Consider the following 24,583-nt stretch of genomic DNA (forward strand, 5'->3'; position numbering starts at 1 on the left):
ATACCGCGGTGAAGCCGCTTAATCAAATCTACAAAAATTATAGTATTTCATCCGTCAACTTGACAGGGACTAGTACACACGGTCATTCCCGTGAACCATCACGTCCTTATTTAATAGGCTAGTCCATTCACGTTAGCCCGCCGCGTCTTATTGGAGGTCCAAGCTGGTACCTTCACAACGCCTAAAACCTTGTCCTTATTAACGAATCCCCAGTAACGGCTATCGTTAGACACGCTCCGGTGGTCACCAAGCACAAAGTACTTACCCTTAGGAACAACCGTGGTGCCATTACCCCAACCATTACTCTTCTGCAGACTAGCTAAGGTCCAGTTACCGGTCCCAGCATTCCGTTCGGATTCGCTGATAAAACTCTGCTTAATTTTCTTCTTATTCACGTAGATGTAGCCATTCTTACTCGTAACCGTATCACCTGGTAACCCAATGACCCGCTTAACGTAATTGGTATTTGCCTTAGCAGATGGGTCCTCACCATGGGCGTCAAAAACGATGACACTCAGGTGTTTAACCTTCGATTGCTTAAAGGCAAAAACCTTTTCGTTATTTTGTAGGTTTGGTTCCATGGATGGCCCGTCGACCCGCACCCGGGTAAAGACGAACTGTTTGATGGCAAAGGCGATAGCCAGCCCGATAATCACGGGGATGATCCAACTCATGACTTCCTTTAATACTTTCATGATGAGGCTCCTTATGTTCAGAAATATTAATATACTGTTATCATACACCCGCAACGAAATCAGACAACCGGTTCCGTTTTTATGGTCGAGTCTAATCTTACCATTTACTGGCTAAAACCCCCATGCTTTTTCCCAAGTTTATTTTAAATGTTACGAAAATGATATCCCTCGTAGAAAAACTGAGCTTGCAAATTCGTTTTTTTCCAGCAATAATGGACAAATACATAACGAATAGCCATTTCATCCGCTGGACCGCCATTCTGCCCGACAGAGTAGCGGTCCAGCGGTGGTTTGTGCCATCATTAATTTCATAATATCTCTAGAAAGGGCTGACAGTCTTTGAATTCTACACACTCACGACAGCGTCAAATCTGGCTAACCTTACTCCTGGGAACCGTTAGCGCAACGGGTCCCCTGGCTATCGACCTTTATTTGCCGGCCCTACCTCAAATGAAAGTTCAGTTCGCAACCAACGCTTCCCTCATGCAGCTCAGTATCACGGCCTGCCTGATTGGTCTGGCCCTATGTCAACTGATTGCGGGGCCGCTGTCTGACCAATATGGCCGCCGTAAACCACTAATCACTGGTTTTATCATCTTCGGCCTGGTCTCACTAGCAATGGCCTTTATCCATTCGATTGGTCTCCTAATTGGCCTCCGGTTCATTCAGGGGCTGGCTGGGGCCACTGGTCAGGTACTCGCTCGGGCAGTGGCTCGGGACCTCTTCTCTGGTAAAAAGCTGACGAAGTTCTACGCCCTCCTCAATACCGTCAACGGTGTTTTTCCCATCATCGCCCCCATTATTGGTGGCTTCATGATTCGTTACGTTGACTGGCAAGCCATCTTCATCCTGCTAGCCGTAATTGGCTGGGTCATCGCCCTCGCCGTTGCCTTTGGCCTCCGCGAATCTCTGCCAGTTGCTGACCGTCAAACGGGTGGGTTCCACACGTCCCTGTTGTCGATGGGCAGCCTGCTGATCAAACCGGCTTTCTGGCCGTTGATTCTCGCAACGGGTCTCGTTTACGGTGCCCTGTTCAGTTATATTTCTGCGTCGACCTTCGTCTTCCAGACCGGCTTCGGCATGGCTCCGCAAATGTTTAGTTTACTCTACGCCTTTAACGGGCTCGGAATCGTTGTCGGGAGTAATCTCCCCGGGCAACTGGCTGGGCGCTTCTCTAACCGGCAACAGGTCACGACCCTGTTGACGTTGGCTGCGCTAACCAGTCTGATTCTAATCGGCTCACTGCTCTTCCCCGCCAACGTCTGGCTAGTGAGTGGCTTGATTCTCATTCTTGTAATTTTAATTGGGGCCCTCCTCACTTTGACCGTCACCATTATCATGGACCAGGCTACTAGCAACGCCGGTGGCGCATCAGCTGTCATTGGTCTCTCCCAAAATGCCTGTGGGGGCTTAGCCTCACCACTGGTTGGTCTAACCGGTAGTTCCTACGCGGCAATGGCTGTCATGCTATTCATTTGTAACGTGGGCGCCCTTGGACTCGTCAAAGTGCAAGGTAAACTCGCCAAAGCTTAAACGACTGCTCTCACCCATCCGGTGGGGGCTTTTTTGATCGTTCATTTAGCCATAACCAGTTCTGCCATAACAAAAAGAGCGATTGACAACCATCGACCGCCCCGCTACCTTAACCAGGTTTACCACATGTATTCAATTGGATCTTTAATATATTTATCGTAAACATCCGTGACAATGGCCATCTGTTGGCTGGTCAACGGTTCAGCGTCCGCAGCAATCGTGTTCCGTTCAATCTGGTTAGGCGTGCTAGCCCCCGGAATAACGGCGGAAACAGCGTCAAACATCAAAATATAACGCAAGGCCGTGGTTGCCAAGTTATCCGTCCCCAATCGTTCCTTCAATTCATTGGCGGCCTTAACCCCCGTTAAGTAGTCGACACCAGAGAACGTCTCCCCTTTGCTAAAGAGCTCACCATTCCGGTTAGACATCCGATGATCATTGGGCTCAAAGTGCGTGTCCGCCGTAAACTTCCCAGTCAACAGGCCACTAGCCAGGGGGACCCGTGCCAAGATTCCCACGTTAGCCTGCTTAGCTAGATCAAAGAACAACTTAGCGGGCCGTAACCGGAACATGTTGAAGATAATTTCGACACTGGAGATGTCGTAATCCAGCGACTTAATGGCTTCCTCAACCCGTTCAACACTGACACCGTAGTTAGCGATTTTCCCTTCCTGCTTGAGATCATCCAACGTTTTAAACGTTTCTGGTTGGTAGTACACGCTCATTGGTGGGCAGTGCAGCAATACCTGATCAAGCGAATCGACTTGCATGTTCTGCAGGCTCTCTTCAACGTATCGTCTGATAAACTTGGGACTAAAATGTTCCACTGACAGGGGCATTTCCTTGCGGCCGACCTTGGTTGAATAGTGGACGTCGGGGTGGCGTTTGATGAACTGACCGAGCACCTTTTCACTTAACCCATCCTGGTAACCATCGGCGGTATCAAAGAAGTTGACGCCATGGTCATAGGCGGCCTCTAGCGTCTCACTAGCATCCTTTTCACTAAATGGGGCACCCCACTTGCCACCGAGTTGCCAAGTCCCCAACGAGACTTCACTGATGTTATAACCCGTCTTTCCTAATGTTCTAAATTTCATATTTATTAACCTGCCCTTCTACTTGTTTCTAACATACCACTTGAAGTACACTTCAAGTAAAGTAGTTTCTCTATCAAAGAATAGGACGGATAAATAATGACCGAATTAACCATCTCCGAAGTTGCCAAGGCGTATAACCTGGCCCCCTCGACCCTCAGATATTATGAACGCCTAGGGTTGATTCCTAACGTCCAGCAAAGGGGCAACCACCGCGTCTACAACGAAGCTAATCTTGAAAAATTAAACAGTATCATTTGTTTCAAAAATTCTGGCATGAGCATGAGTGAGCTTCAGACCCTGTTGAGCTATCAGGAAACCGGGGACGACCTGAACGAGATTTTAAACGTTCTGAATGAACACGCCATCAGTGTGGCCCAGCAGCTGACCAAGCTCAAGAAGTATCAACGACATATCACACAAAAGGTGGCCTTCTATTCAGCCATCAAAGAGGCCGAAGCTAAGGGCGACCCGCGACCAGACTGGGCGGATTATAAACCGACTTACGAAAAATAATATGTATAAAAATAGGACCTAAAAATTGCTTTCAGGTCCAACCGATTACGCCTCGTGGCTCCACTGTGTTAACTGAGCCACGACGTTTTTTAAAATTTTAATGCCTAATTGATAGTCGGGTTCGGACCCCATCATCCGAAAAGCCAACGTCCACGCATCGTGATACACGCTGACTGTCAATTGAAAATGCGGCATTGTCCGATAAGCACCGGCAAAGTAAATCTGGGTAACGGTGATTCCAGAGAAGTTGAGCCGCGTATGATCAATGTGACCGAAGTTCGCAAAGGAAATGGCCGCCTGAGGCCGATGTTTCCCAGCTAACCGCCGCACCAACTGTGGTGGCAAGGCTCGACTCATCCGATTGATTTCTACTAGGGGCGGTAGGTAGGCTAATTCATCACGCATTTGCGTGACCGTCGCCTGCGTCCGCTGAACCACGGCCCCTAAGGTATCACCATCCTTAACCGTCATGGCCACGGGCATTTCACTGGTCAAGTTGGCTACCTGAACAATGTTCGTTGCCGCCACCGGTCCGTGTAATCGTAAATCAACCTGATACGGGATGACTAACCGTTTTTCACCAGTCAAAGCAAATAACGCGAGCGCGTAAGCAGAAAGGAGCACAGCATTCATCGTGACCCCCTGCTCACGCGCTTTTTGCCGGAGTAACCGGCTCTCGACTCGGGGAATAGTGGCTTCACCACGGTGATGGTGAATGTCCCCACTCAACTGTGGGAAAGCTTCCTTCGCATTATCATGCAAGAGTGGCAACGCCCGGTGCGGATGACGCAAGTGTGCTAAAATTTTACGCACACTACGCTCATTCGTGAAATTCGTTAAGTCCTGACCATCATATGCTGCAGCCAGGAGATACAGGTAATGTTTGAATCCTTCTCCATCAGCCAGCAAACGACTCATTGCCAGTCGTAGTTGATCATAGGCAGCATAGTGAATCACTTGAATTTTTAACTGTGGTCCCGCTAGGACGTCGAGTTGAACGCGGCCGGGATCATGACTAGCAGCATATTCTTCTACCACATCTGTTGCCACGTCCGGTTCAACTTCAAATCGGTTCCATTTCAAATTATACCGACCCAAAATCTGGGGAACCACCGTTTGAGTCGTCTCAATCGCTTCTTGTAACCGTGCCAAATCAATGGGGTGCGTCAAACTCAGTGTACATTCAAGCAGTGGATACGTCTGTGCCGTGTCCAACGTTGGCATCAAATCTAACGGTTCACCGTGGTAAATCATGCAACACCCCTCCTTACTCATTTATCCATAGTATAGCAAGCCAACTGACCGACCTCTAGGAATTCGCTGAGTCATTGTGAAAAATTAATAGTCCTGTAATCTTTGCCAGAGTCGCCGGGATGCACGGACTCTGGTAGAATAGAGGGAGACAAATTAACTGATGAGGTGAAGCTTTTGATGAATCGAACCACGCCCGTGTCCTGCAACGCCACCCTAATCGTGACCAGTCACCGGGTTTTTCAACCAGATTTAAACGAACATGAATCCGTCTTTGGCGGTAAGATTTTGTCGCTAGTAGATGATAGCGCTTCCGTGGCCGCTGTACGACTGACCCACAAGACGGTGGTCACAGCCTCCTTTGACCACGTTAGTTTCCTAGAACCCTTCCATTTAGATGATTCCATGTTCTTGGAAGCCTATGTAACTGGGACGGGAACTCGTTCCCTAGAGGTCTTCGTTAAAATTATCGGCGAAAATCTCACGACCAGTGAACGCTTCGTTGGCTTCACATGCTTCATTACCTACGTCATTGAGGACTCCCGGTCAACGCAACCACTGCCACCGGTCAAACCCGTCACAGAGGAACAACGTTACATTGTCTCGGGTTACGAGAAGCGTACCGCGCAACGTAAACAACGTCGGGCAGAACAAGCCAGCCTGAACCATCACGTTTCAACTGAATTCCCTTGGCCTCTTTAATGTTTCACATGAAACATTCTGAGTTCGTTGTCACACCTCGTAGGTGCGCTGACGAACTTTTTTAGTTTTCTGTTTCACGTGAAACAGCGCGCCATTCACTTGCTAAAATCCCATATGAATAGAGATCCAACCAGTGTCCATCCTGAAAAATCGCTTCTCGATTGACCCCTTCTCTCGTAAAGCCAACTGCCTCGTAAGCGTGAATGGCCAAAGGATTATTGGCATTGACCTCCAAATTGACCTTATGGAGACCCAACTCATTAAATGCAAACGACAAGATTGTCTGAATGGCATCCTGCCCATAACCTTGCCCCCGGTCACTGACCACGGGTAAGGCGATTCCCATGGATGCCCGCCGATTTTTGAAATAGACGTTATTCAAAACGACTGATCCTAACAAGCCATCGTCCGCATTAGCCCGCACCATAAAGAAGTAGTGATCATCACTGTCCGGATCCGTTGCCCATTCTGCATACTCCTGCGCCGTCAGTGGGTGCAGGGCATCAGCGGATAGATTCCGCAACAGACCAGGCTCCCATTGGGTATCCTGCAACCACTCTGCATCCCCGTCTCTCATTTCTGTTAAATGAACCAACCGGCCTTGTACCACATCTTTCATTTCTGTGACCCCCTCGGTGTTTTCTCCACTGTACCATACGGTTACAATGAAGGGTCAAAATAGTTGGCGATTGACCAAACTTCCTCTATACTAATCACAATTCAAAAGGAGGACGATTTTTTATGAAAATTACAATTATTGGCGCCACCGGTATGGCCGGTAGCGCACTGGTTGCCGAGGCACTCAAGCGGGGGCATCAAGTAACCGCTCTGGCCCGCTCCACTGAAAAATTGGCCGCCTTACCCACGAACCCTAATCTTACGACCCGAGCCGTAGACGCCTTTGGTGTCACCGCCGCTGACTTACAGACGGCCGACGTCGTGGTCGACGCTTTCGCCACGGCTCCAGCTCAGGCTTACCTGCACGTAGACTTAGCCGCTCACCTGGTCCACGTTCTCCGCGAAACAACAACGCCGCGCTTAGTCTTCATTTTAGGCGCTGGTAGCCTTCTCACGGGTGATGACCGCCACTTGTTCGTCAACGATATTGCAAAGGATCCCCATGCCGCTAGCTTTATCAGTGTCCCTCAGAATCAACTGAAGGAACTCAACTTCCTCCGCGAAGTTGAGGACGTCAACTGGGTCGGCGTTTCTCCCGCTGCTAATTTTCACCCTGGAGAAGCTACCGCAGCACTTTTGGGCGAAGACGACCTGCTCTTCAATGCGCAACAAGAATCGGGTACTTCAGCTGGTACGATGGCCGTTGCCATCTTAGATGAAATTGAAGACCCACAACACCATAATAGTCGCTTCACCGTAGCCGATAAGTAAGTTTCTGACGCTCGCCGTTTCTTCGGCGGGCGTTTTTTGGTATGCTAGTCGTTGATTATGCATAGACACTGTCTGAAACTTAATAGAAAGTTGCGATTACATTGAAAACTAAATTATCCGGTCGCGAGTTACTCATCATTGGGATGATGCTCTTTGGCCTCTTCTTCGGTGCCGGTAACCTGATTTTTCCGGTCTTCTTGGGACAACAGGCTGGGCATCACGTCTGGACGGCAGTTATTGGCCTGTTGTTAACGGGAATTGGCCTGCCACTCCTAGGGGTCGCAGGTATCGGCTTAACTCGTAGTGAGGGGGTCTTCGACCTAGCAACGAAGGTCAATCGACCGTTTGCCTACGTCTTCACCATCCTCCTTTACCTCACCATTGGACCGTTCTTTGCTCTGCCACGACTGGCGACGACGTCCTTCCAAATTGGTTTAGCACCCTTTGCCAGTCAGGGGGCCCAACCCGCTGTTCTGGCTATTTTCTCCGTGATTTTCTTCTTCACCGCTTGGTGGCTGGCTCGAAATCCCGGCAAGCTCATGGTCTACGTTGGGAAATGGCTGACGCCAACCTTCCTAATTCTACTAGGTATCCTGTTGCTTGCCGCCTTTATCAAACCTATGGGGGGCTTTGCCGCCGCTGCCCGTGGCACCTACATTACCGAGCCAATTCTCAGTGGGTTCACCGAGGGCTACAACACCATGGACGCCCTCGCCTCACTGGCCTTTGGTATCGTCATCATCAATAGTATTCGTGCCCTTGGCGTCACTGAACCCGGCCAAATTGCCCGTGACGTCATTAAAGGGGGGACGATTAGTATCGTCCTCATGGGCCTGATCTATACGCTGCTAGCCTTAATGGGAACCATGAGTGTTGGGAAATTCTCACCAGCCGCCAACGGGGGCATCACCCTGGCTCAGGTGGCCGCCTATTACTTCGGTACCTTTGGTAACGCCCTGTTGGCATTGATTGTCATCATTGCCTGCCTCAAGACGGCTATTGGCCTGATTTCAGCCTTTGGGGATACCGTGCATGAAATGTTTCCGCGGATACCCTACGCTGCTTTGATTGCAGCGGCCAGCATCCTGCCCTGCTTGTTTGCCAACATTGGACTGACCAAGCTCATTACCTACTCAACACCGGTCCTCATGTTTCTCTACCCGCTGGCCATCGTGTTGATCTTCTTAGCAGTTCTATCACCGATTCTGGGAACGTCCCGTTGGTTATTTGGAACCAGCACCCTGATTACCTTAATTCCAGCCATCTTCTCCGCAGTAGCCGCCTTACCGGCTAATCTGCAGCAAACCGGTTGGGGTCACGCAATAATTAGCCTCAACGACCGGTTACCCTTTGCAGCAGCTGGGTTTAGCTGGGTTGTCCCAGCACTACTAGCCATTGCCCTTGGCTGGCTACTTGGTCGTCTGTTTGACAAATCAGTGGGTTAACTGACAATCCAATGGTTTTATCTCCCCTTTTACCCCAACTTCTGTTAAAATAAGAGCAAGCTATAACCAAAATCTCATACTCTCATTTAAACGAAACGAGGTAATTCGGATGACCGATACAAAGTACCCAGTCACCCCGCTTAAAATTGGCGTACCAATTCTGACGGTGGTGCTCTTACTAGCTATGTTATTTCTTCAAGACCCCGTTACTGTCGCGTTTTTATGTTTTAGCTCACTAATTACTGCTATGCTTCACTTTAACGTCTTTGAAAGTACTGCTGACAAGAGTCCTTTGAACCGGATCGACCTTGGCATTCAAGTTGCCTTTCTGGTTCTATCCGTCGTCCGGGCCTTGGCCATGGGCGGTCACCCTTAACAGCTAGGTTTCGCTATCCACCAACGGATAACGGAACCTTTTTTTATGCCTAGATTTTACCTAGCGTCAAACTATGCTAAACTCTGGTAAACCACCTTGAAAGGACCGTAACCATGCTAAAATACGCTATCTTCGACCTCGATGACACCCTGCTTGATTTCACCCGCGGCGAAAATGAAGGCATTACCCATTTGCTAAAAAAATACGGCGTGACTGATATTCAAGCTGGATTTAAGACCTACCTGAATATCAATCACGCCGTCTGGCAAGCTATTGAGCAAGGCGCCCCCCGTGAGCAATTACTAAATGAGCGGTTCACGCGAACCTTTGCTGCCATGGGCCTAGCTGTGGATGGTGCCACCGTCGAAGAACAATACAACGTCATTCTCGACCATAATTACTATATCCTAGCTGGTGCGGACTCCCTATTACAAACGCTGCGGGCCGCTGGACTGACACTCGTGGTCGCCACCAACGGTACCAAATCCATCCAGTTGAACCGCTTAAATGGCTCCGGCCTCCGCCAACACTTTGATAGCCTCTTCATTTCTGAAGATATCGGCTACACTAAACCAGACAGTCGTTTCTTTGCACCTATTTTTCGCCATTATCCAGACCTCACATCAGCGAACACCCTAATGATCGGTGACCGCCTCCAGTCTGATATTTTGGGTGCACGCAACGCTCAGCTCCACAACGTTTGGTTCAATCCGCAGCATCACGTCAACCAGCTCGACTTCCAACCAACTTACGAAGTAACGAGCTACCGGGACCTCCAACAGCTGTTACTCGCAGAAGTCTAGCCCCATTCGACCTGATCGGTCCGCAAATTGGTCAGATTGATGCGACTATTTTGCTTAATCGGTGCTGCTGGTGCCTCTAAGAAAGCCAATTCGGACAAGGCCTGCCATTCCTGCAAAGGTAAAACTACGGCCGCGTGCTCATCCCGTTCGTCCGTCGGCGTAATCAAAATAGTTTCCTTAAGCTGATGGACCGCTGACAAAATTTCTAGAAAGTCTTCCTGTGCCGCTACTGGTGAATATTGTTTCATGTTAAAACTCCCCCTTAAAATTAAAAACGCCCGTTAGCGCAGTTGAAGACTAACGTTAACGGGCAGCGATTCATTTAATGTATTTTACCGGTATGGTGACCCCAGCAACGTTCCCAACAACACCGCAGCCAATAATAATTGACTACTAGTAAAGTACCACGCTTGACGGCGACCTAACGCCCGAACGGCACTAGGATACTGCCGTTGGCGACGCTCCACGCCAGCCATGACAACTGCTATCAAATCAACCAATAACAGTAGGCCAACGACGCGTGCATTCAGCCAGGCCGGTTGCCAGAGGCCCACTACCACGTAGCTAAGGCCCACGTATAACAACCCGTGATAGAGAAATCGATTGCGGCTGACCCGCTCCGATGTGACCGCTTGTTGTTGCACTGCTCGTAACAATCGCTGATGTTGCCAGTGACTGCCTAACGTTAGCAGCACCCCGAAACTCAACAGACTTGTGTACATTGTAAAAACTCCCCTTGTTTCAAGTAATGCCCCGACATCACTTGCCCCGATATTAGATGGCTCTGGGAATATTTTACCAGACTTCGCAACTAAATGATTAGCTACGCAAAGTCAGTGGTACCCTGCTTACTGATAAATAAGCTGCACCACCGTTTGTTGCCGTTATCTAGGGGTGGCGTAATCACTTGCCAGCCAACCGTTTAACGTTGTCTCACTACATCCCCTACCTTACCGAAGTTATGTTGAAATCTTGCAAAGAATCAGTAAAGATTGTGTGTCCCTTTTATTAATATATTAATATCACGTGTTAATTAATAATTATTAATAATTAAAAAAGGACTGAGACAACTGTCTCAGTCCTTTTGTGCTACTTCAGCCAACCTTAATCGACCTTAGCAATTTTTCCCTGTTCAATGTAGACACTCAGGATAGCAATATCGGCAGGATTGACCCCACTAATACGGCTGGCCTGTGCCAACGTTTCTGGTTGAATTTTCTTCAGCTTCTGGTGTGCCTCAGTTGCGAGACCATCAATGGCATCGTAATCGATCTTGGCTGGAATCGCCTTGGCTTCCATCCGCTTCAGCTTGGCCACGTTCTCTTCGGCCTTCTTGATGTAACCAGCGTACTTCAGGGAGATCTCGATCTCCTCAACGATGTGCCGGTCTAACGGTTGGTCTGGCGCTGGCATGAACCGCAACAACGTTTGGTAGTCCACGTATGGCCGCCGCAAGAAGGCAGCTGCTAGCACGCCATCCTGCAGGGGCTTGTCACCGTGGCTCTGAACAAACGCGTTGATGTCATCCCCTGGCTTGATACGAATGCTGTTTAACCGGTCAATTTCGGTCTTGAGCATCGCTTTCTTAGCCAAGAAGGCCTCGTAGCGTTCATCACTGATCAATCCCAGCTCATGGCCCTTAGCAGTCAAACGTAAATCAGCATTATCGTGCCGCAAAATCAAACGATATTCGGCCCGACTCGTCAACAGGCGGTATGGTTCGTTAGTCCCCTTGGTGACCAAGTCATCGACCATTACACCAATATAGGCGTCAGAACGCTTCAGCGTGAAGCCAGGCTTGCCCTGAGCCCGTAAACCGGCGTTGATTCCGGCTAACAGTCCTTGACCAGCAGCTTCTTCGTAGCCGGATGTTCCGTTTGTTTGTCCAGCCGTAAACAAGTTCTTCAGTGGTTTCGTCTCCAGGGTTGGCCGTAATTGATATGGTGAAACGACATCGTATTCGATGGCATAACCCGGCCGCATCATTTGGGCATCTTCTAACCCTTTGATGGAATGCAAAATCTTCTGTTGAACTTCTTCTGGCATCGACGTTGATAGTCCCTGAACGTACCATTCATCAGTCTTACGACCTTCTGGTTCAAGGAAGAGTTGGTGCCGGGGCTTGTCAGCAAACCGAACGATTTTGTCCTCAATGGATGGACAGTAACGGGGGCCAACCCCCTCGATCACACCGGTGAACATGGGTGCTCGGTCTAAGTTTTCTCGAATAATATCATGCGTTTTGGCGTTCGTGTAGGTCAACCAGCATGACAACTGATTCTTCAGATCCAGGTAGGCACTGTCGGGCGTGGTGAAACTAAAGTGGTTAGGTTCCACGTCGCCGGGCTGTTCTTCCGTTTCATCGTAATGGATCGTATTGCCATCAACCCGTGGTGGCGTCCCGGTCTTAAACCGTTCCAAGTCGAAACCGTACTTAGGCAGGTTCGCCGTCAGCTTAGTCGCTGGTTGCGAGTTGTTAGGCCCGGAAGAGTACATTAATTCACCAATGATGATTTTACCGCGGGCAGCCGTTCCAGCCGCAACGACCACAGCCTTGGCACTGTAACGGGCCCCCGTATTAGTGATAACACCGTGACAGACGCCATCTTCCACGATTAAATCATCGACGATTCCCTGCCGCAAAGTCAGGTTAGGTTCGCGTTCCAAGGTGTGCTTCATTTCAGCGTGGTAAGCGTGCTTATCTGCCTGTGCTCGTAAGGCACGGACAGCTGGGCCCTTCCCCGTATTGAGCATCCGCATCTGAACGTAAGTCTTGTCGATGTTTTGGCCCATCTCGCCACCTAAAGCATCAATTTCACGGACAACGATCCCCTTGGCTGGACCACCCACGGATGGGTTACATGGCATAAATGCCACCATATCAAGATTGATCGTCATTAACAGGGTCCTATTCCCCATCCGAGCGGCGGCTAAGGCTGCTTCACTACCAGCGTGACCGGCACCAACGACGATAACGTCGTAGTCCTCTCCGGGATATTGCTTTACTTCAGTCAAGATTCTTTCCCTCCATGTCCGGTTACACCTGCGTATAACCAGACGGTCTTATGTGTTTTATTGTTATTTACCTAAACAGAACTGACTAAACAGCTGATCTAACAATTCATCTTGGTAGCTGTCCCCGGTGATTTCACCTAACAGATCCCAGGCACGGGTCATATCAATTTGAACCAAGTCGACAGGCATCCCCGCCGCAATCCCGTGTTGGACGTCATCCAACGCCGCACTGGCTTGATGGAGCAGCCCAATGTGCCGAGCGTTCGTGACCATCACGGTGTTTTGACTAGACTCGATTCCTTCATCAAAGAACAGGTGGGCAATGGTCGTTTCCAACTCATCCATCCCGGTGCTCTGCAGGATCGAGGTCCCAATCAGCGGACTGTCACCAGCCGCTACCTTAACCTCGGCCATGTCGAGCTTCTCTGGCAGGTCCGTTTTATTTAAAATTAAAATGCGTTGGGTGTCAGCCGTGGCCTTCAAAAGTTCACGGTCCTCAGCGGTCAACGGTTCACTCGCGTTCAGCACCAACATGACTAAGTCAGCCGTATTGATGGCTTTCCGTGAGCGTTCGACCCCAATTTTTTCGACCTTATCCTCAGTATCTCGGATACCAGCCGTATCGATCAATTTCAAAGGCACGCCCTTAACGTTCACGTATTCCTCAATCACGTCACGGGTAGTCCCAGCAACGTCGGTCACAATCGCCTTGTCCTCATGTAAGAGGTGGTTCAACAGGCTCGACTTCCCCACGTTTGGCCGACCCACGATGGCAGTAGCCAATCCTTCACGTAAGACCTTCCCCTGCTTCGCCGTTGAAAGTAAGACCTTGATCTGCTTTTGAACCTCTTGGGCCTTCTCTAGCAGCATCTTAGTCGTCATCGTTTCCACGTCATCGTATTCAGGGTAGTCAATATTAACTTCCACTTGAGCCAAAGCATCTAGGATATCTTGACGCAAGTTACGAATCAATTTAGACAAGTCTCCGTCTAATTGGTCTAAAGCTACCTTCATTGACTTGTCCGTTTTTGCCCGAATCAAATCCATCACAGACTCTGCCTGTGTCAAATCGATTCGGCCATTCAGGAAGGCGCGCTTGGTGTATTCACCGGGTTCAGCCAACCGTGCACCGTAGCTCAAACACAACTGGAGAATCCGGTTCGTGGCCACAATTCCTCCGTGACAATTGATTTCAATGATGTCTTCCTTGGTGTACGTCTTTGGTGCCCGCATCACGGTCGCCATGACTTCATCAACCTCTTCGCCATCTTCAGGGTCAATGATGTGACCGTAGTGAATCGTGTGACTCGCTGCCTTAGTCAGATTGGCGCCCTTAAATAGCTTAGCGGCAACGCTAAAGACTTCCTCACCGCTCAACCGAATAATGGAGATCCCCCCCTCACCAGGTGGGGTAGAAATTGCTGCAATCGTATCAAACTCTGTTGTGGTGACTGCCATGAGTCATCCTCCTTTGATTTAAAAAATCATTTTAACTACTGAATAATCATCGCGATATCTTGATCACGACGTCCTTATGAACGGGAAACCATCCCCCTTATCAGGGACAACGGCCACCCGCTACCACACTCTTTCAACCCGGGCGTATCATTTAACGCCATAAAAAAAAGCACCCACTCCACGCCACCTAACTCTGCGCGGATAAAGTACTTTCACTACTTTATCGTAAACTTGATAAGAATGATTGTCTTCACTATAAGGGCAATCACGTCATTTGTCAAACAGAAACCTATGCCGGTTCAATCACAACGGCCCGGTGCGGTTCTTTGCCCGCAGAATAGGTCGTCACGTAGCGATTCTTAGCTAGCACAGCATGAATCTGTTTCCGTTCAAACGATGGCATAGGGTCCAAATAAATGGGCTTACCAGTCGCCACGACCTCCCGAGCCGTATTCTCAGCCAAACGGGTCAGGGTCACCGTTCGCCGTTCCCGGTAGCCCGCAACGTCCAGTTCAATATCAACGTGTGCGGCCCCGTTATGGTTCAAGAACAGCTGAGCCAGACTCTGCAAGGCGTTGATGGTCCGACCGTGCTTACCAATCAGTAACCCCTCTTTGTCCGTCGTAAACGTCAAGCGGACCTGCCGGTGAGCACTGCTCTCGACCTCCAGGGAGGCGTCGATCCCCAGCTGCTCAACAATGGTCGCTAGGTAGTCTTGCACGGCATCTACGGCCGCTTCACGCTGCTGACGTCGCTCTTCTGGCGTAACCGTCGGCTGTTCTTCAGTCGTCGTTGGGGCAACTGGGGCAGTAGCTACCGCTTCACCCGCCGGCTCAGCCGTTGGTGTTGATGCGTGAGCTACCGAATAAGTTGCTGCAGTTGAATTTGCCGCTTTCACCGCTTGCTTTTCTTCCTCAGCCACGGGCTTTAACACCACATCCACCATGGCATCACGGCGACCAATTCCTAGTAGACCCTTACGCGGGGTTGCTACGACCTTAATCGCGACCTGGTCCCGTTCACAGTTCAGCGCGGCCAGTCCCGCGGCAATCGCTGCTTCTTCCGTTTTCCCCGTAAAGATCGTCATCGTTCATTCCTCCGTATCGTTTTCGCTAAAATTCAGTATACCATACTGCCCCGACACAACTAGCCATTGTCCTGATAAAAAATGGCTGGTCAGAAGGACAATTACGTACTCCCGCCTGACTAATTGCCAAATATGGGCTGGAACGGTGCGGGCCATATCTGACGGTCCCCTCGGCTCACACAGCATTTTGCTGACAACTAAATCCGGTATATATATTATCGGCTAGCCGTTATGAGGAACGTGAGTGACCCTTTCAGCAATATTTTAGACTGAACCTTAATCAAAGCCGGAGGATGCCAGGGATGCAGCCAGCTGTGGTGGTGGCGTTAACTGGTGGTTTCTACCAGTTTACACCACGGGCGACTTTGAAGACACACGGGCTTCGTGGCTTCAAATCGAGCGAGAAGACTGTTGGGCTTACCAGCCTGAAGCGTCCTCACAGCAGGCGAAATCCCTGGCAGCCGGAGTGCGACCACTTTAGCTTTCAACCCATAATTAGGCATAAGAAAAGGGCCTGGAATGAATTCCCAGGCCCTTAAAATGCATTTATGTTTAACTATTTACGCTTACTTTGCTTAGCACGACGAACAGCCTTTTTAACTGCCCGATCATGCGCGGCCTTTTCCCGGTTCTTCACGTCGCGCTCTGCTTGAATCTTCCAGGGGTTCTGGATAAGCAAGGTTTGCCCAACTTGGAAAATGTAGGAAACGGTCCAGTAAAGTGACAGTGATGAGGCCACGTTCAGGGCAGTGAAGAAGACCACTACCGGCATCCCGACAACCATCATCGTGTTCATTGAACTGGACTCTGGGGCGGACTTCGTGGTTAACCACGAACTAGCGAACGTTGCCAATGCGGCCAGGATCGGTAGGATGAAGTACGGGTCCTTGTGACCAAGTTGCAGCCATAAGAAACTCCCAGTACGTAATTCTGCCGTCCGCCAAATGGCTTGATACAGCGCCCAGATAATGGGCAATTGCACAACAGCTGGTAAACAACCCAACATAGGATTGATACCGGCTTCCGAGTACAGCTTTTGCTGCTCAGTCTGCAATTTCTGCATCGTCTCGCGATCCTTAGACGAATATTTCTTTTGCAGTGCTTTGAGTTGAGGTTGAACCTCTTGAGTCTTCCGCATGCTTCGCGTTTGGAAGATCATCAATGGCATCAAGATAATCCGAATGATTACGGTAAAGATAATGATCCCAATACCGTAACTTCCACCGAACAAGTCGGCCAACCAGATAATCGCCCGGGAGAAGTTCAAGACGATCAGACCGTCCCACAACCCAGTACTTTGATTGGTGATTGGCTTGTTGCTACAAGCAGAAAGGATAAAGACCAAACTCACAATGCCCAACATAAGTAGGGTACGTTTGTACTTTTTGACGTTTTTCACGTTTATTCCTCGCTAAAGTTGGAATCCAACAGTTTGGCTAGCTTCAACACGTGGATCATGCTGCTTTTCGCGTCGGGCATGGCAATGCCATCGGCTCGGGGACGAGCAATCACGAGAAAGTCCACATCCTGCTTGAGGTAGGGCTTTAACTCGAGGAGACTCTGCCGAATCCGACGTTTCACCCAATTACGGTGAACGGCGTTACCAATTTTCTTCCCGACGGAAATGCCGACCCGAAAGTGCTTCTGGTTAGGCTTTTCCATTGAGTACACCACGAATTGCCGATTGGCGACTGAATTCCTGGTTTCAAAGACCTGCTGAAATTCCGCTTCTTTCTTAATGCGGTAAGATTTTCGCATGTGCATCTCCAAAATTCTCGATTTACAGTCCGTGAGGGATTGGTGATCCAGTCACCCCGCAGATAAAATAAAAAGACCACTGAACCATCAGCGGCCTATGCAGACAATACTTTACGTCCCTTTTGACGGCGACGTGCTAATACTTGACGGCCATTGCTAGTGCTCATGCGCTTGCGGAAGCCGTGGACACGTGAACGGTGACGTTTCTTTGGTTGGAAAGTACGCTTCATCGTAAAAACTCCTCTCTTAACTATGACTATATTTTCATCTGGGAGTCCCAGACTTGGATACATCTAGTAAATGCATTTCCTGAACATATTAGCATAAAAACGGCTGGATTGAAATAGCAAGTTTCGATTTCATAGAAAAAGTTGTTCCCAGTAAAATTTGTTTCATGCACTTTGCTTGTGGATAACTCTAATATCTAGAAAAAGTTATTTCGGACTTGGCCACCGAGTTATCCACCGTTCCACAGGCTGTTAATTTTTAAAAATTGGGTTTTGTTAATTCTGTGGATAACTTGTGAAACACTTGTTGCTATGCGGTTATCAGAGAACAGACTTCTGTGCATAACTAAAACAAAGGAAAACTATCCACAGATTCTCACAAGCCTGTGGAAAACTCTATTCACTTCCTGTGAAACAATTATTCACAGGCTCCAATACCCTGTGGAAAACTTTTTTTCTTCATGCTACACTGGATTTACGTTTTCTTTTGGGGAGACTATGCCCAATTGATAAATGAGCATCTAAACTAAAATAGGGGGATACATCAGTGCCAGACATGTTAACTTTGTGGACTGATATCAAGGCGTTGTTCGAAGAGAACAATTCCAAGACGGCCTACGCGACTTGGATCGAAACAGCCAAGCCGATTGCCCTCGAAGGCAACAAATTAACGTTGGAACTCCCATCACCCCTGCATCGTGATTACTGGACCCATCAACACCTGGACCAGCAATTGGTAGAATACGCATACCAAGCCGCTCACGAAGATATTCAGCCCGTCCTTATTTTGGAAGGGGAGCGTCAGCAACAAGCGACGCTCAAAGCCAAGACCGCGACTCCTGGAGAAGCGGCCTCAACGGAACCAACGCCAACCTTTATGAAGGAAACGGCGTTGAATTCGCGCTACACGTTTGACACTTTCGTTATCGGAAAAGGTAACCAGATGGCCCACGCAGCGGCCCTGGTCGTCTCAGAAGAACCCGGCGTGATGTACAATCCGCTATTCTTCTATGGTGGCGTTGGTTTGGGCAAGACCCACTTGATGCACGCGATCGGCAACAAAATGCTTGAAGATCACCCGGACACCAAGGTTAAATACGTGACTAGCGAGGCCTTCACGAACGACTTCATTAATGCGATTCAAACTCGGACGCAGGAGCAGTTTCGACAGGAGTACCGTAACGTTGATCTGCTACTGGTCGATGATATTCAGTTCTTCGCTAATAAGGAAGGAACCCAAGAAGAGTTCTTCCATACATTTAATGCACTTTACGACGATGGCAAACAAATTGTTTTGACGTCCGACCGTCTGCCTAACGAAATTCCTAAGCTACAGGACCGGTTAGTTTCCCGGTTCGCTTGGGGATTGTCCGTAGACATCACGCCACCAGACCTCGAAACGCGAATTGCCATCTTACGTAATAAGGCGGATGCCGATCAAATCGACATCCCCGATGACACACTCAGTTATATCGCCGGTCAAATCGACTCCAACGTGCGTGAACTTGAGGGCGCTTTAGCCCGTGTTCAGGCTTATTCGCAACTCATGCATCAGCCGATTACCACCGACCTGGCAGCCGAAGCGCTCAAGAGTCTGAACCTCGCCAACGCTAGCGACGCCATCACCATTCCCTTGATTCAAGATAAAGTCGCCACCTATTTTCACGTCTCACTCAAAGACTTAAAGGGTAAAAAGCGGAAAAAGGCGATTGTGATGCCCCGGCAGATTGCCATGTATCTCTCACGCGAATTGACCGAAGCATCCTTACCACGGATCGGCAATGAATTTGGCGGAAAGGACCATACTACCGTCATCCACGCCTACGACAAAATTGCGGACTCCTTAAAGACTGATCCTGAACTACAAAAGGATATCGATAGTCTGAAAGAAGACCTCCATCGTTAGGAGGGGATCGTCTGAGTCTAGCGACTAAAGTTACGGACTCACGACGGTCTTTTTGTGACCGATTGGGGTATCATGAGAAGTAGCAAGCCCACGGTGTGTGGATAAAAAAGAATAACCCTTGAAGTTTTCCACAAGTTATCCACAGGTGGAAAACCGTAACTGCTTAGTAGTTTCTCAAAGTTATCCACAGAATACACCGCTCTACTACGGCTACTATTTTTTTCTTTTAATTAAGTAAATAACCCGCACCACGAAAAAGGAGTGTCCAATCTATGAAATTCTCAATTAACCGGGCTGCGTTCATTAAGGAATTGAATAACGTCTCCCGGGCCATCTCTTCCAAGACCACGATTCCCATTTTGACGGGATTAAAAATCGTTGCGAGTGACGCTGGGTTACTTTTAACCGGATCTAACGCAGATATTTCTATTGAAACGTTGATTCGTGCTGATGACCCAGACATTGGCTTAGCCATTGATGAACCTGGTTCCATTGTCTTAACGGCTCGCTTCTTTAGTGAAATCGTTAAACGATTGCCTGAAAAAGATATGACCGTAACCGTTAAAGACGGGTTTCAAACGGAAATTACTTCTGGTTCAGCCGCTTTTAACATTAACGGGCAAGATGCAAATAACTATCCGCACTTACCAGAGATCGATGCCGCTGATTCAGTCGTCCTTTCTGGTGCTGTCTTCAAGGAATTGATCAGTCAGACCGTTATTGCCGTGTCCAACCAGGAAAGTCGACCAATCTTGACCGGGGTTCACTTTGTCTTAGCAGATAACCAATTCTTGGCTGTCGCCACGGACAGTCACCGGTTGAGTCAACGCCAGATTGAACTGCCAACGCCTAGTGAAGCCTCATTTGACGTGATTATTCCAGGGAAGAGTTTGACTGAACTCTCACGGATGATCGGGGATGACGATGCTGATGTGAAGATGCAGTTCTCTGAAAACCAAGTTCTGTTCTTATTGGGTGATACCTCCTTTTACTCACGTTTGTTAGAGGGAAACTATCCCGATACCTCACGGCTGATTCCTAAAGATGCCTCAACGACCGTCGAATTCGAAGCGCCAGAATTATTGGCAGCCGTCGAACGGGCCTCTCTGTTGTCTCATGAATCACGGAACAACGTGGTTAAATTGACGCTGACTCCCGCAGACAATCAGGTCACGATCTTCAGTAACTCTCCTGATGTGGGGAACGTTGAAGAAGAATTGGCACCTAAGGCTCTGGATGGGGAAGACCTTGAAATCTCCTTCAACCCTGATTACATGAAGGATGCGCTCCATTCATTTGGTCAGGCGACGATTCGGGTGGCCTTCACCTCAGCTTTGCGACCATTTACGTTGGTCCCAACCGAAGATACGAGTAACTTTATTCAACTGATTACGCCAGTCCGGACGTTCTAGACGAACGACTTGGATTACATCGCAGTTTAAGAAAGGGTCTGAGGCACAGGTCTCAGGCTCTTTTTTTGTCGCTGATTTCAGCTCACCGGAATGTGTGACAGAAAGCAGCTAGCTCCGAGTAGCAAATAAATGGTGCCTGAGATTTTTGAGAGGGTTCAGCCACGGTCTGTCACCCGCGAATTTTGCGAATTGGTCCAGGTAAACACTCACGGTGGATGAAGCCTTGCAAACTAAGTGAAAACTGGCTTTATTTTGTCGTAAAATTAGTACTTGCGTGCGCAATTAATGCCTATTTTCGGCTAATAAACGGCAAAAGCTGGATTTGAGCACAAAAAAAGGCATATTTTGATATAAGCGGGTTCTTTTTTGTTCTGAGCAAATTTAGTGGCTTTTTACCAAAAATATCATAAACGCCCTAAATCGGCTGAGAACGCAAAAATAAGGTGGTCAACCTGTACCTTTCGTTTAAAAAGCGGTATAATATAAGAGAAGAAAATTAAGGGGTGAAATTGTGAAAAAAGAAGTTTTCATTGACACGCCCTACATCACTTTAGGCCAGTTACTCAAGGAAGAATCCATTATCAGTACTGGCGGCCAAGCCAAGTGGTATTTACGCGAAAACACCGTAAATATTAACGACGAGCCGGACAACCGGCGTGGCCGTAAGCTGTATCCTGGTGATACGGTGGAAGTGCCTGATACGGGATTGTTTTTTATACGCTCAAAGCAGGGTGAATAATGTATTTGCAAGAGTTGCAGCTGCAGCATTTTCGGAACTATCCAACGGCTGATTTGCAGTTGGGGCAGGGCATTAATGTCTTGCTTGGTGAAAATGCGCAAGGCAAGACCAATCTATTAGAGGCAATTTACGTGCTGGCGTTAACGCGCAGTCACCGTACCGCCAATGACCATGATTTGGTCAATTGGCAGGCCAAAACGGCCAAGGTCAGTGGCCGTGTCGTTAAATCTGCCGGCACGGTGCCGTTAGAGCTCACATTTTCACGCCAGGGGAAGCGCGCCAAGGTCAATCATTTGGAGCAAGCCCGGTTGTCTCAATACGTGGGACAGCTCAACGTGATTTTGTTTGCACCGGAAGACCTTGCCATTGTTAAAGGTGCCCCGACCGTTCGGCGGCGCTTCATGGACATGGAATTTGGTCAGATGAATCCGCGGTATCTCTACAACTTGAGCCAGTACCGGACGTTGTTAAAACAGCGAAATCGGTACCTAAAGGATCTCCAGCACAAGCAAAAAAAGGACCTCCTTTTTTTGTCTGTCCTGTCGGATCAGTTAGCAGCGTTCGGGGCGGAGATCATCATGGCGCGGTTGACGATGCTGAAGAAATTGGAGCATTGGGCGCAAGCCATTCATGCTGAGATTTCGCAGCAACGTGAAGAGCTGACGTTTCACTACGCCACGCAGGTGGCTGACGACCAGTTAACGGACGCCAAGACCATCTGTGATGCGCTGACCGCGCTCTACGCGAAGCAGCAGGAAAAAGAGCTCTATCAGGGCACGACCTTGGTTGGTCCTCACCGTGACGACCTGCATTTCCAGGTTAACGGGAAGAACGTGCAAACGTTCGGGTCACAGGGCCAACAGCGGACAACTGCATTGAGTGTCAAACTTGCCGAGATTGATTTGATGAAGGAAGAGACTGGCGAATACCCAGTCTTATTGCTTGATGATGTACTTTCAGAACTGGATGATGCTCGTCAAACGCACTTATTGACGGCGATTCAGGACAAGGTACAGACGTTTATCACTACCACCAGTTTGAGCGGCATCACGCGCAAACTGATCAAGGACCCGACCATTTTTCACGTGGCCGATGGGACCGTGGTGGCGGATGGGTCGCCCGAACAAGGCGATGCAGCAACAAAGGAGGATTAGGCAGTGGCTAACGAACACGAAACCAAAGCAGAACGAGCTAGGGAATATGATGCCAGCCAAATTCAAGTCTTAGAGGGCTTGGAGGCTGTGCGGAAACGTCCCGGGATGTACATTGGCTCGACGAGTGCCCAAGGCCTGCACCACTTGGTCTGGGAAATTGTTGATAACGGGATCGACGAAGCCTTGGCGGGCTTTGCCAACGAAATTCACGTGACCGTTAACAAAGATAATAGTGTGACTGTAACTGATAACGGTCGGGGAATCCCCATCGATATTCAGAAAAAGACGGGGAAACCCGCCCTTGAAACGGTCTTCACGATCCTGCATGCCGGTGGGAAGTTCGGCGGTGGCGGTTACAAGGTCTCCGGTGGACTTCACGGGGTTGGTGCGTCTGTTGTTAACGCCCTGTCTACCGAACTGGATGCGCAAGTTATCCGGGATGGTAAGAAGTATGGTATGAAGTTCAACCGCGGTCACGTGGTCGAACCAATGCGCGTGATCGAAGAGGGACTTCCCATCGATGATCACGGGACCATTGTTCATTTCCTGCCGGATCCAGATATCTTCCGGGAAACGACGACGTTTGATATCAAAACGTTGACGACGCGGATTCGTGAGCTCGCTTTCTTGAACAAGGGCCTGCGCATCACCATTCGTGATGAACGCCCAGAAACGCCAACGGAAGACGATTTCCTCTATGAAGGTGGGATTCGCCACTACGTTGACTACTTAAACGAAAACAAAGAAACGTTGTTTGAACCACCAATTTACGTGGAAGGCCAAGAAAATGGCATTACCGTAGAAGTGGCGCTTCAATACACCGATGACTATCACAACAACCTGTTGACCTTTACCAACAACATCCACACCTACGAAGGTGGGACGCATGAGGAAGGGTTCAAACGGGCCTTGACGCGGGTCGTGAACGACTATGCTCGTCAGAATAAGCTGATGAAGGACAACGAACCCAACTTAACTGGGGATGATGTCCGTGAAGGTTTGACGGCCGTCGTTTCCGTTAAGCACCCGGACCCACAATTTGAAGGTCAAACCAAGACCAAATTAGGGAACTCGGATGCACGGACCGCTGTGGATCATACGTTTGCTGACCACTTTATGCGTTACTTGATGGAACATCCTGACATTGCCCGCAAGGTTGTGGACAAGGGGACGTTGGCTTCCAAGGCACGGGTGGCTGCTAAACGGGCTCGTGAAGTTACGCGGAAAAAGAGTGGGTTGGAAATTTCCAACCTCCCTGGTAAGTTGGCTGACAACACGTCTAAAGATCCAGCTATCTCTGAATTGTTCATTGTCGAAGGGGATTCCGCCGGTGGTTCTGCTAAGCAGGGCCGTTCGCGGTTGACGCAGGCGATTTTACCAATTCGGGGTAAGATTTTGAACGTTGAAAAGGCCTCGATGGATCGCATCCTGGCCAACGAAGAAATTCGGTCAATGTTTACGGCCATGGGAACTGGTTTTGGGAACGACTTTGATGTTTCCAAGGCCAACTACCATAAGCTGATCATCATGACCGATGCCGATGTCGATGGGGCTCATATTCGGACCTTGTTGCTGACGTTGATCTACCGCTACATGCGGCCATTATTGGATGCCGGCTTCGTTTACATTGCCTGCCCACCCCTTTACCGGGTCCGGCAAGGTAAGATGCAACGGTACCTGGACACCGATGATGAATTGAAAGAACTCTTAGGACAATTACCACCAGCACCGAAGCCACAAATCCAACGGTACAAAGGGTTAGGGGAAATGGACGCGGAACAATTATGGGAAACGACCATGAACCCAGAAAACCGGCGGCTCTTACGAGTTGATGCCGAAGATGCTATCAACGCTGACCAAGTCTTTACCATGTTGATGGGAGACAAGGTGGCGCCACGGCGTCAGTTCATCGAAGATAATGCCACCTTCGCTGAGTTGGATGTTTAGTGTGTGTTAGGGAAGAACGGAGGGTAAAGATTTGGCTGATCAAGATTATTTAAGTCGGATTACCGACGTTGACCTT

Annotated in this window: 24 protein-coding genes; 12 read left to right on the plus strand and 12 right to left on the minus strand. The window is 49.2% G+C overall.

Annotated elements, in window-relative coordinates; genetic code table 11:
• Positions 1-110: 110 nt before the first annotated feature.
• Positions 111-695, minus strand: coding sequence for a signal peptidase I (gene lepB / locus EKM87_RS00005; protein WP_125680547.1), 585 nt, complete (start codon positions 693-695; stop codon positions 111-113).
• Between the two features lie 339 nt (positions 696-1,034).
• Here lepB and EKM87_RS00010 point away from each other — a divergent pair, with 339 nt between their 5' ends.
• Positions 1,035-2,228 carry a multidrug effflux MFS transporter gene (locus EKM87_RS00010; protein WP_125680550.1) on the plus strand — a complete coding sequence of 398 codons (1,194 nt, stop codon included), beginning with the start codon at positions 1,035-1,037 and terminating at the stop codon, positions 2,226-2,228.
• 119 nt (positions 2,229-2,347) lie between these two features.
• Here the strand turns inward: EKM87_RS00010 and EKM87_RS00015 are convergent, their stop codons facing one another.
• Complete coding sequence (locus EKM87_RS00015; RefSeq protein ID WP_125680552.1) at positions 2,348-3,325, minus strand: aldo/keto reductase; 978 nt, start codon at positions 3,323-3,325, stop codon at positions 2,348-2,350.
• Positions 3,326-3,421: 96 nt separating this feature from the next.
• Between EKM87_RS00015 and EKM87_RS00020 the strand changes: the two genes are divergently transcribed.
• On the plus strand, positions 3,422-3,838 hold the full coding sequence (locus tag EKM87_RS00020) for a MerR family transcriptional regulator (RefSeq protein ID WP_125680554.1): 417 nt from the start codon (positions 3,422-3,424) through the stop codon (positions 3,836-3,838).
• Positions 3,839-3,883: 45 nt separating this feature from the next.
• Here the strand turns inward: EKM87_RS00020 and EKM87_RS00025 are convergent, their stop codons facing one another.
• Positions 3,884-5,092, minus strand: a complete 1,209-nt coding sequence (locus EKM87_RS00025) for a condensation domain-containing protein (protein ID WP_125680556.1) — start codon at positions 5,090-5,092, stop codon at positions 3,884-3,886.
• Between the two features lie 177 nt (positions 5,093-5,269).
• Here EKM87_RS00025 and EKM87_RS00030 point away from each other — a divergent pair, with 177 nt between their 5' ends.
• Complete coding sequence (locus tag EKM87_RS00030; protein WP_125680999.1) at positions 5,270-5,791, plus strand: acyl-CoA thioesterase; 522 nt, start codon at positions 5,270-5,272, stop codon at positions 5,789-5,791.
• A 61-nt stretch (positions 5,792-5,852) separates the two neighbouring features.
• Here EKM87_RS00030 and EKM87_RS00035 read toward each other — a convergent pair whose 3' ends face one another.
• The gene (locus EKM87_RS00035) at positions 5,853-6,410 is read right to left on the minus strand and encodes a GNAT family N-acetyltransferase (RefSeq protein ID WP_125680558.1); all 558 of its coding nucleotides are present in this window, start codon (positions 6,408-6,410) and stop codon (positions 5,853-5,855) included.
• A gap of 122 nt (positions 6,411-6,532) precedes the next feature.
• Here EKM87_RS00035 and EKM87_RS00040 point away from each other — a divergent pair, with 122 nt between their 5' ends.
• The 4 genes from EKM87_RS00040 (at position 6,533) to EKM87_RS00055 (ending at position 9,804) form a co-directional block, all read left to right on the plus strand.
• Positions 6,533-7,180 (plus strand): NAD(P)-dependent oxidoreductase, encoded by a 648-nt coding sequence (locus tag EKM87_RS00040; RefSeq protein WP_125680560.1) that lies wholly within the window; start codon positions 6,533-6,535, stop codon positions 7,178-7,180.
• Positions 7,181-7,281: 101 nt separating this feature from the next.
• Positions 7,282-8,625: a branched-chain amino acid transport system II carrier protein gene (gene brnQ / locus EKM87_RS00045; protein ID WP_191988542.1), complete on the plus strand. Its 1,344-nt coding sequence runs from the start codon at positions 7,282-7,284 to the stop codon at positions 8,623-8,625.
• 109 nt (positions 8,626-8,734) lie between these two features.
• The gene (locus EKM87_RS00050; protein ID WP_125680564.1) at positions 8,735-9,001 is read left to right on the plus strand and encodes a hypothetical protein; all 267 of its coding nucleotides are present in this window, start codon (positions 8,735-8,737) and stop codon (positions 8,999-9,001) included.
• Between the two features lie 113 nt (positions 9,002-9,114).
• On the plus strand, positions 9,115-9,804 hold the full coding sequence (locus EKM87_RS00055) for a YjjG family noncanonical pyrimidine nucleotidase (RefSeq protein ID WP_125680566.1): 690 nt from the start codon (positions 9,115-9,117) through the stop codon (positions 9,802-9,804).
• Here the strand turns inward: EKM87_RS00055 and EKM87_RS00060 are convergent.
• The 8 genes from EKM87_RS00060 to rpmH form a co-directional block, all read right to left on the minus strand.
• Positions 9,801-10,052: a type II toxin-antitoxin system Phd/YefM family antitoxin gene (locus EKM87_RS00060; protein WP_191988543.1), complete on the minus strand. Its 252-nt coding sequence runs from the start codon at positions 10,050-10,052 to the stop codon at positions 9,801-9,803. The genes EKM87_RS00055 and EKM87_RS00060 overlap by 4 nt on opposite strands.
• A gap of 84 nt (positions 10,053-10,136) precedes the next feature.
• Complete coding sequence (locus EKM87_RS00065) at positions 10,137-10,526, minus strand: hypothetical protein (protein ID WP_125680568.1); 390 nt, start codon at positions 10,524-10,526, stop codon at positions 10,137-10,139.
• A gap of 382 nt (positions 10,527-10,908) precedes the next feature.
• Positions 10,909-12,819: a tRNA uridine-5-carboxymethylaminomethyl(34) synthesis enzyme MnmG gene (mnmG, locus tag EKM87_RS00070; protein ID WP_125680570.1), complete on the minus strand. Its 1,911-nt coding sequence runs from the start codon at positions 12,817-12,819 to the stop codon at positions 10,909-10,911.
• A 63-nt stretch (positions 12,820-12,882) separates the two neighbouring features.
• The gene (gene mnmE, locus EKM87_RS00075) at positions 12,883-14,277 is read right to left on the minus strand and encodes a tRNA uridine-5-carboxymethylaminomethyl(34) synthesis GTPase MnmE (protein WP_125680572.1); all 1,395 of its coding nucleotides are present in this window, start codon (positions 14,275-14,277) and stop codon (positions 12,883-12,885) included.
• A 289-nt stretch (positions 14,278-14,566) separates the two neighbouring features.
• Positions 14,567-15,364, minus strand: a complete 798-nt coding sequence (jag, locus tag EKM87_RS00080) for an RNA-binding cell elongation regulator Jag/EloR (protein WP_125680574.1) — start codon at positions 15,362-15,364, stop codon at positions 14,567-14,569.
• A gap of 556 nt (positions 15,365-15,920) precedes the next feature.
• Positions 15,921-16,727, minus strand: a complete 807-nt coding sequence (locus EKM87_RS00085; RefSeq protein ID WP_125681000.1) for a YidC/Oxa1 family membrane protein insertase — start codon at positions 16,725-16,727, stop codon at positions 15,921-15,923.
• Between the two features lie 38 nt (positions 16,728-16,765).
• A complete protein-coding gene (rnpA, locus tag EKM87_RS00090) occupies positions 16,766-17,122 on the minus strand; it encodes a ribonuclease P protein component (protein ID WP_125680576.1) in 357 nt (118 codons plus the stop codon).
• A 95-nt stretch (positions 17,123-17,217) separates the two neighbouring features.
• Positions 17,218-17,352, minus strand: coding sequence for a 50S ribosomal protein L34 (rpmH, locus tag EKM87_RS00095; RefSeq protein ID WP_081624573.1), 135 nt, complete (start codon positions 17,350-17,352; stop codon positions 17,218-17,220).
• Positions 17,353-17,896: 544 nt separating this feature from the next.
• Between rpmH and dnaA the strand changes: the two genes are divergently transcribed.
• From dnaA to gyrB, 5 genes are all read left to right on the plus strand, one after another.
• Complete coding sequence (gene dnaA / locus EKM87_RS00100) at positions 17,897-19,255, plus strand: chromosomal replication initiator protein DnaA (protein WP_125680578.1); 1,359 nt, start codon at positions 17,897-17,899, stop codon at positions 19,253-19,255.
• A 272-nt stretch (positions 19,256-19,527) separates the two neighbouring features.
• Positions 19,528-20,667: a DNA polymerase III subunit beta gene (dnaN, locus tag EKM87_RS00105; protein ID WP_125680579.1), complete on the plus strand. Its 1,140-nt coding sequence runs from the start codon at positions 19,528-19,530 to the stop codon at positions 20,665-20,667.
• Between the two features lie 511 nt (positions 20,668-21,178).
• Positions 21,179-21,406: a S4 domain-containing protein YaaA gene (yaaA, locus tag EKM87_RS00110; RefSeq protein ID WP_125680581.1), complete on the plus strand. Its 228-nt coding sequence runs from the start codon at positions 21,179-21,181 to the stop codon at positions 21,404-21,406.
• Entirely contained in the window at positions 21,406-22,560 is a 1,155-nt protein-coding gene (gene recF / locus EKM87_RS00115) for a DNA replication/repair protein RecF (RefSeq protein ID WP_125680583.1), read from the plus strand. Before yaaA ends, recF begins: the two co-directional genes overlap by 1 nt.
• Positions 22,561-22,563: 3 nt before the next feature.
• On the plus strand, positions 22,564-24,507 hold the full coding sequence (gene gyrB / locus EKM87_RS00120; RefSeq protein ID WP_125680585.1) for a DNA topoisomerase (ATP-hydrolyzing) subunit B: 1,944 nt from the start codon (positions 22,564-22,566) through the stop codon (positions 24,505-24,507).
• The last annotated feature ends 76 nt before the right edge of the window (positions 24,508-24,583 follow it).

The organism is Levilactobacillus yonginensis (assembly GCF_003946265.1).
Lineage (GTDB): Bacteria > Bacillota > Bacilli > Lactobacillales > Lactobacillaceae > Levilactobacillus > Levilactobacillus yonginensis.

Excerpts from the sequence above, each read along its gene's own strand:
- lepB (WP_125680547.1), bottom strand. The coding sequence starts at position 695 with ATGAAAGTATTAAAGGAAGTCATGAGTTGGATCATCCCCGTGATTATC.
- EKM87_RS00015 (WP_125680552.1), bottom strand. The coding sequence starts at position 3,325 with ATGAAATTTAGAACATTAGGAAAGACGGGTTATAACATCAGTGAAGTC.
- EKM87_RS00020 (WP_125680554.1), top strand. The coding sequence starts at position 3,422 with ATGACCGAATTAACCATCTCCGAAGTTGCCAAGGCGTATAACCTGGCC.
- EKM87_RS00025 (WP_125680556.1), bottom strand. The coding sequence starts at position 5,092 with ATGATTTACCACGGTGAACCGTTAGATTTGATGCCAACGTTGGACACG.
- EKM87_RS00030 (WP_125680999.1), top strand. The coding sequence starts at position 5,270 with ATGAATCGAACCACGCCCGTGTCCTGCAACGCCACCCTAATCGTGACC.
- EKM87_RS00035 (WP_125680558.1), bottom strand. The coding sequence starts at position 6,410 with ATGAAAGATGTGGTACAAGGCCGGTTGGTTCATTTAACAGAAATGAGA.
- EKM87_RS00040 (WP_125680560.1), top strand. The coding sequence starts at position 6,533 with ATGAAAATTACAATTATTGGCGCCACCGGTATGGCCGGTAGCGCACTG.
- EKM87_RS00050 (WP_125680564.1), top strand. The coding sequence starts at position 8,735 with ATGACCGATACAAAGTACCCAGTCACCCCGCTTAAAATTGGCGTACCA.
- EKM87_RS00055 (WP_125680566.1), top strand. The coding sequence starts at position 9,115 with ATGCTAAAATACGCTATCTTCGACCTCGATGACACCCTGCTTGATTTC.
- EKM87_RS00060 (WP_191988543.1), bottom strand. The coding sequence starts at position 10,052 with ATGAAACAATATTCACCAGTAGCGGCACAGGAAGACTTTCTAGAAATT.
- EKM87_RS00065 (WP_125680568.1), bottom strand. The coding sequence starts at position 10,526 with ATGTACACAAGTCTGTTGAGTTTCGGGGTGCTGCTAACGTTAGGCAGT.
- mnmE (WP_125680572.1), bottom strand. The coding sequence starts at position 14,277 with ATGGCAGTCACCACAACAGAGTTTGATACGATTGCAGCAATTTCTACC.
- jag (WP_125680574.1), bottom strand. The coding sequence starts at position 15,364 with ATGACGATCTTTACGGGGAAAACGGAAGAAGCAGCGATTGCCGCGGGA.
- EKM87_RS00085 (WP_125681000.1), bottom strand. The coding sequence starts at position 16,727 with ATGTTGGGCATTGTGAGTTTGGTCTTTATCCTTTCTGCTTGTAGCAAC.
- rnpA (WP_125680576.1), bottom strand. The coding sequence starts at position 17,122 with ATGCGAAAATCTTACCGCATTAAGAAAGAAGCGGAATTTCAGCAGGTC.
- rpmH (WP_081624573.1), bottom strand. The coding sequence starts at position 17,352 with ATGAAGCGTACTTTCCAACCAAAGAAACGTCACCGTTCACGTGTCCAC.
- dnaN (WP_125680579.1), top strand. The coding sequence starts at position 19,528 with ATGAAATTCTCAATTAACCGGGCTGCGTTCATTAAGGAATTGAATAAC.
- recF (WP_125680583.1), top strand. The coding sequence starts at position 21,406 with ATGTATTTGCAAGAGTTGCAGCTGCAGCATTTTCGGAACTATCCAACG.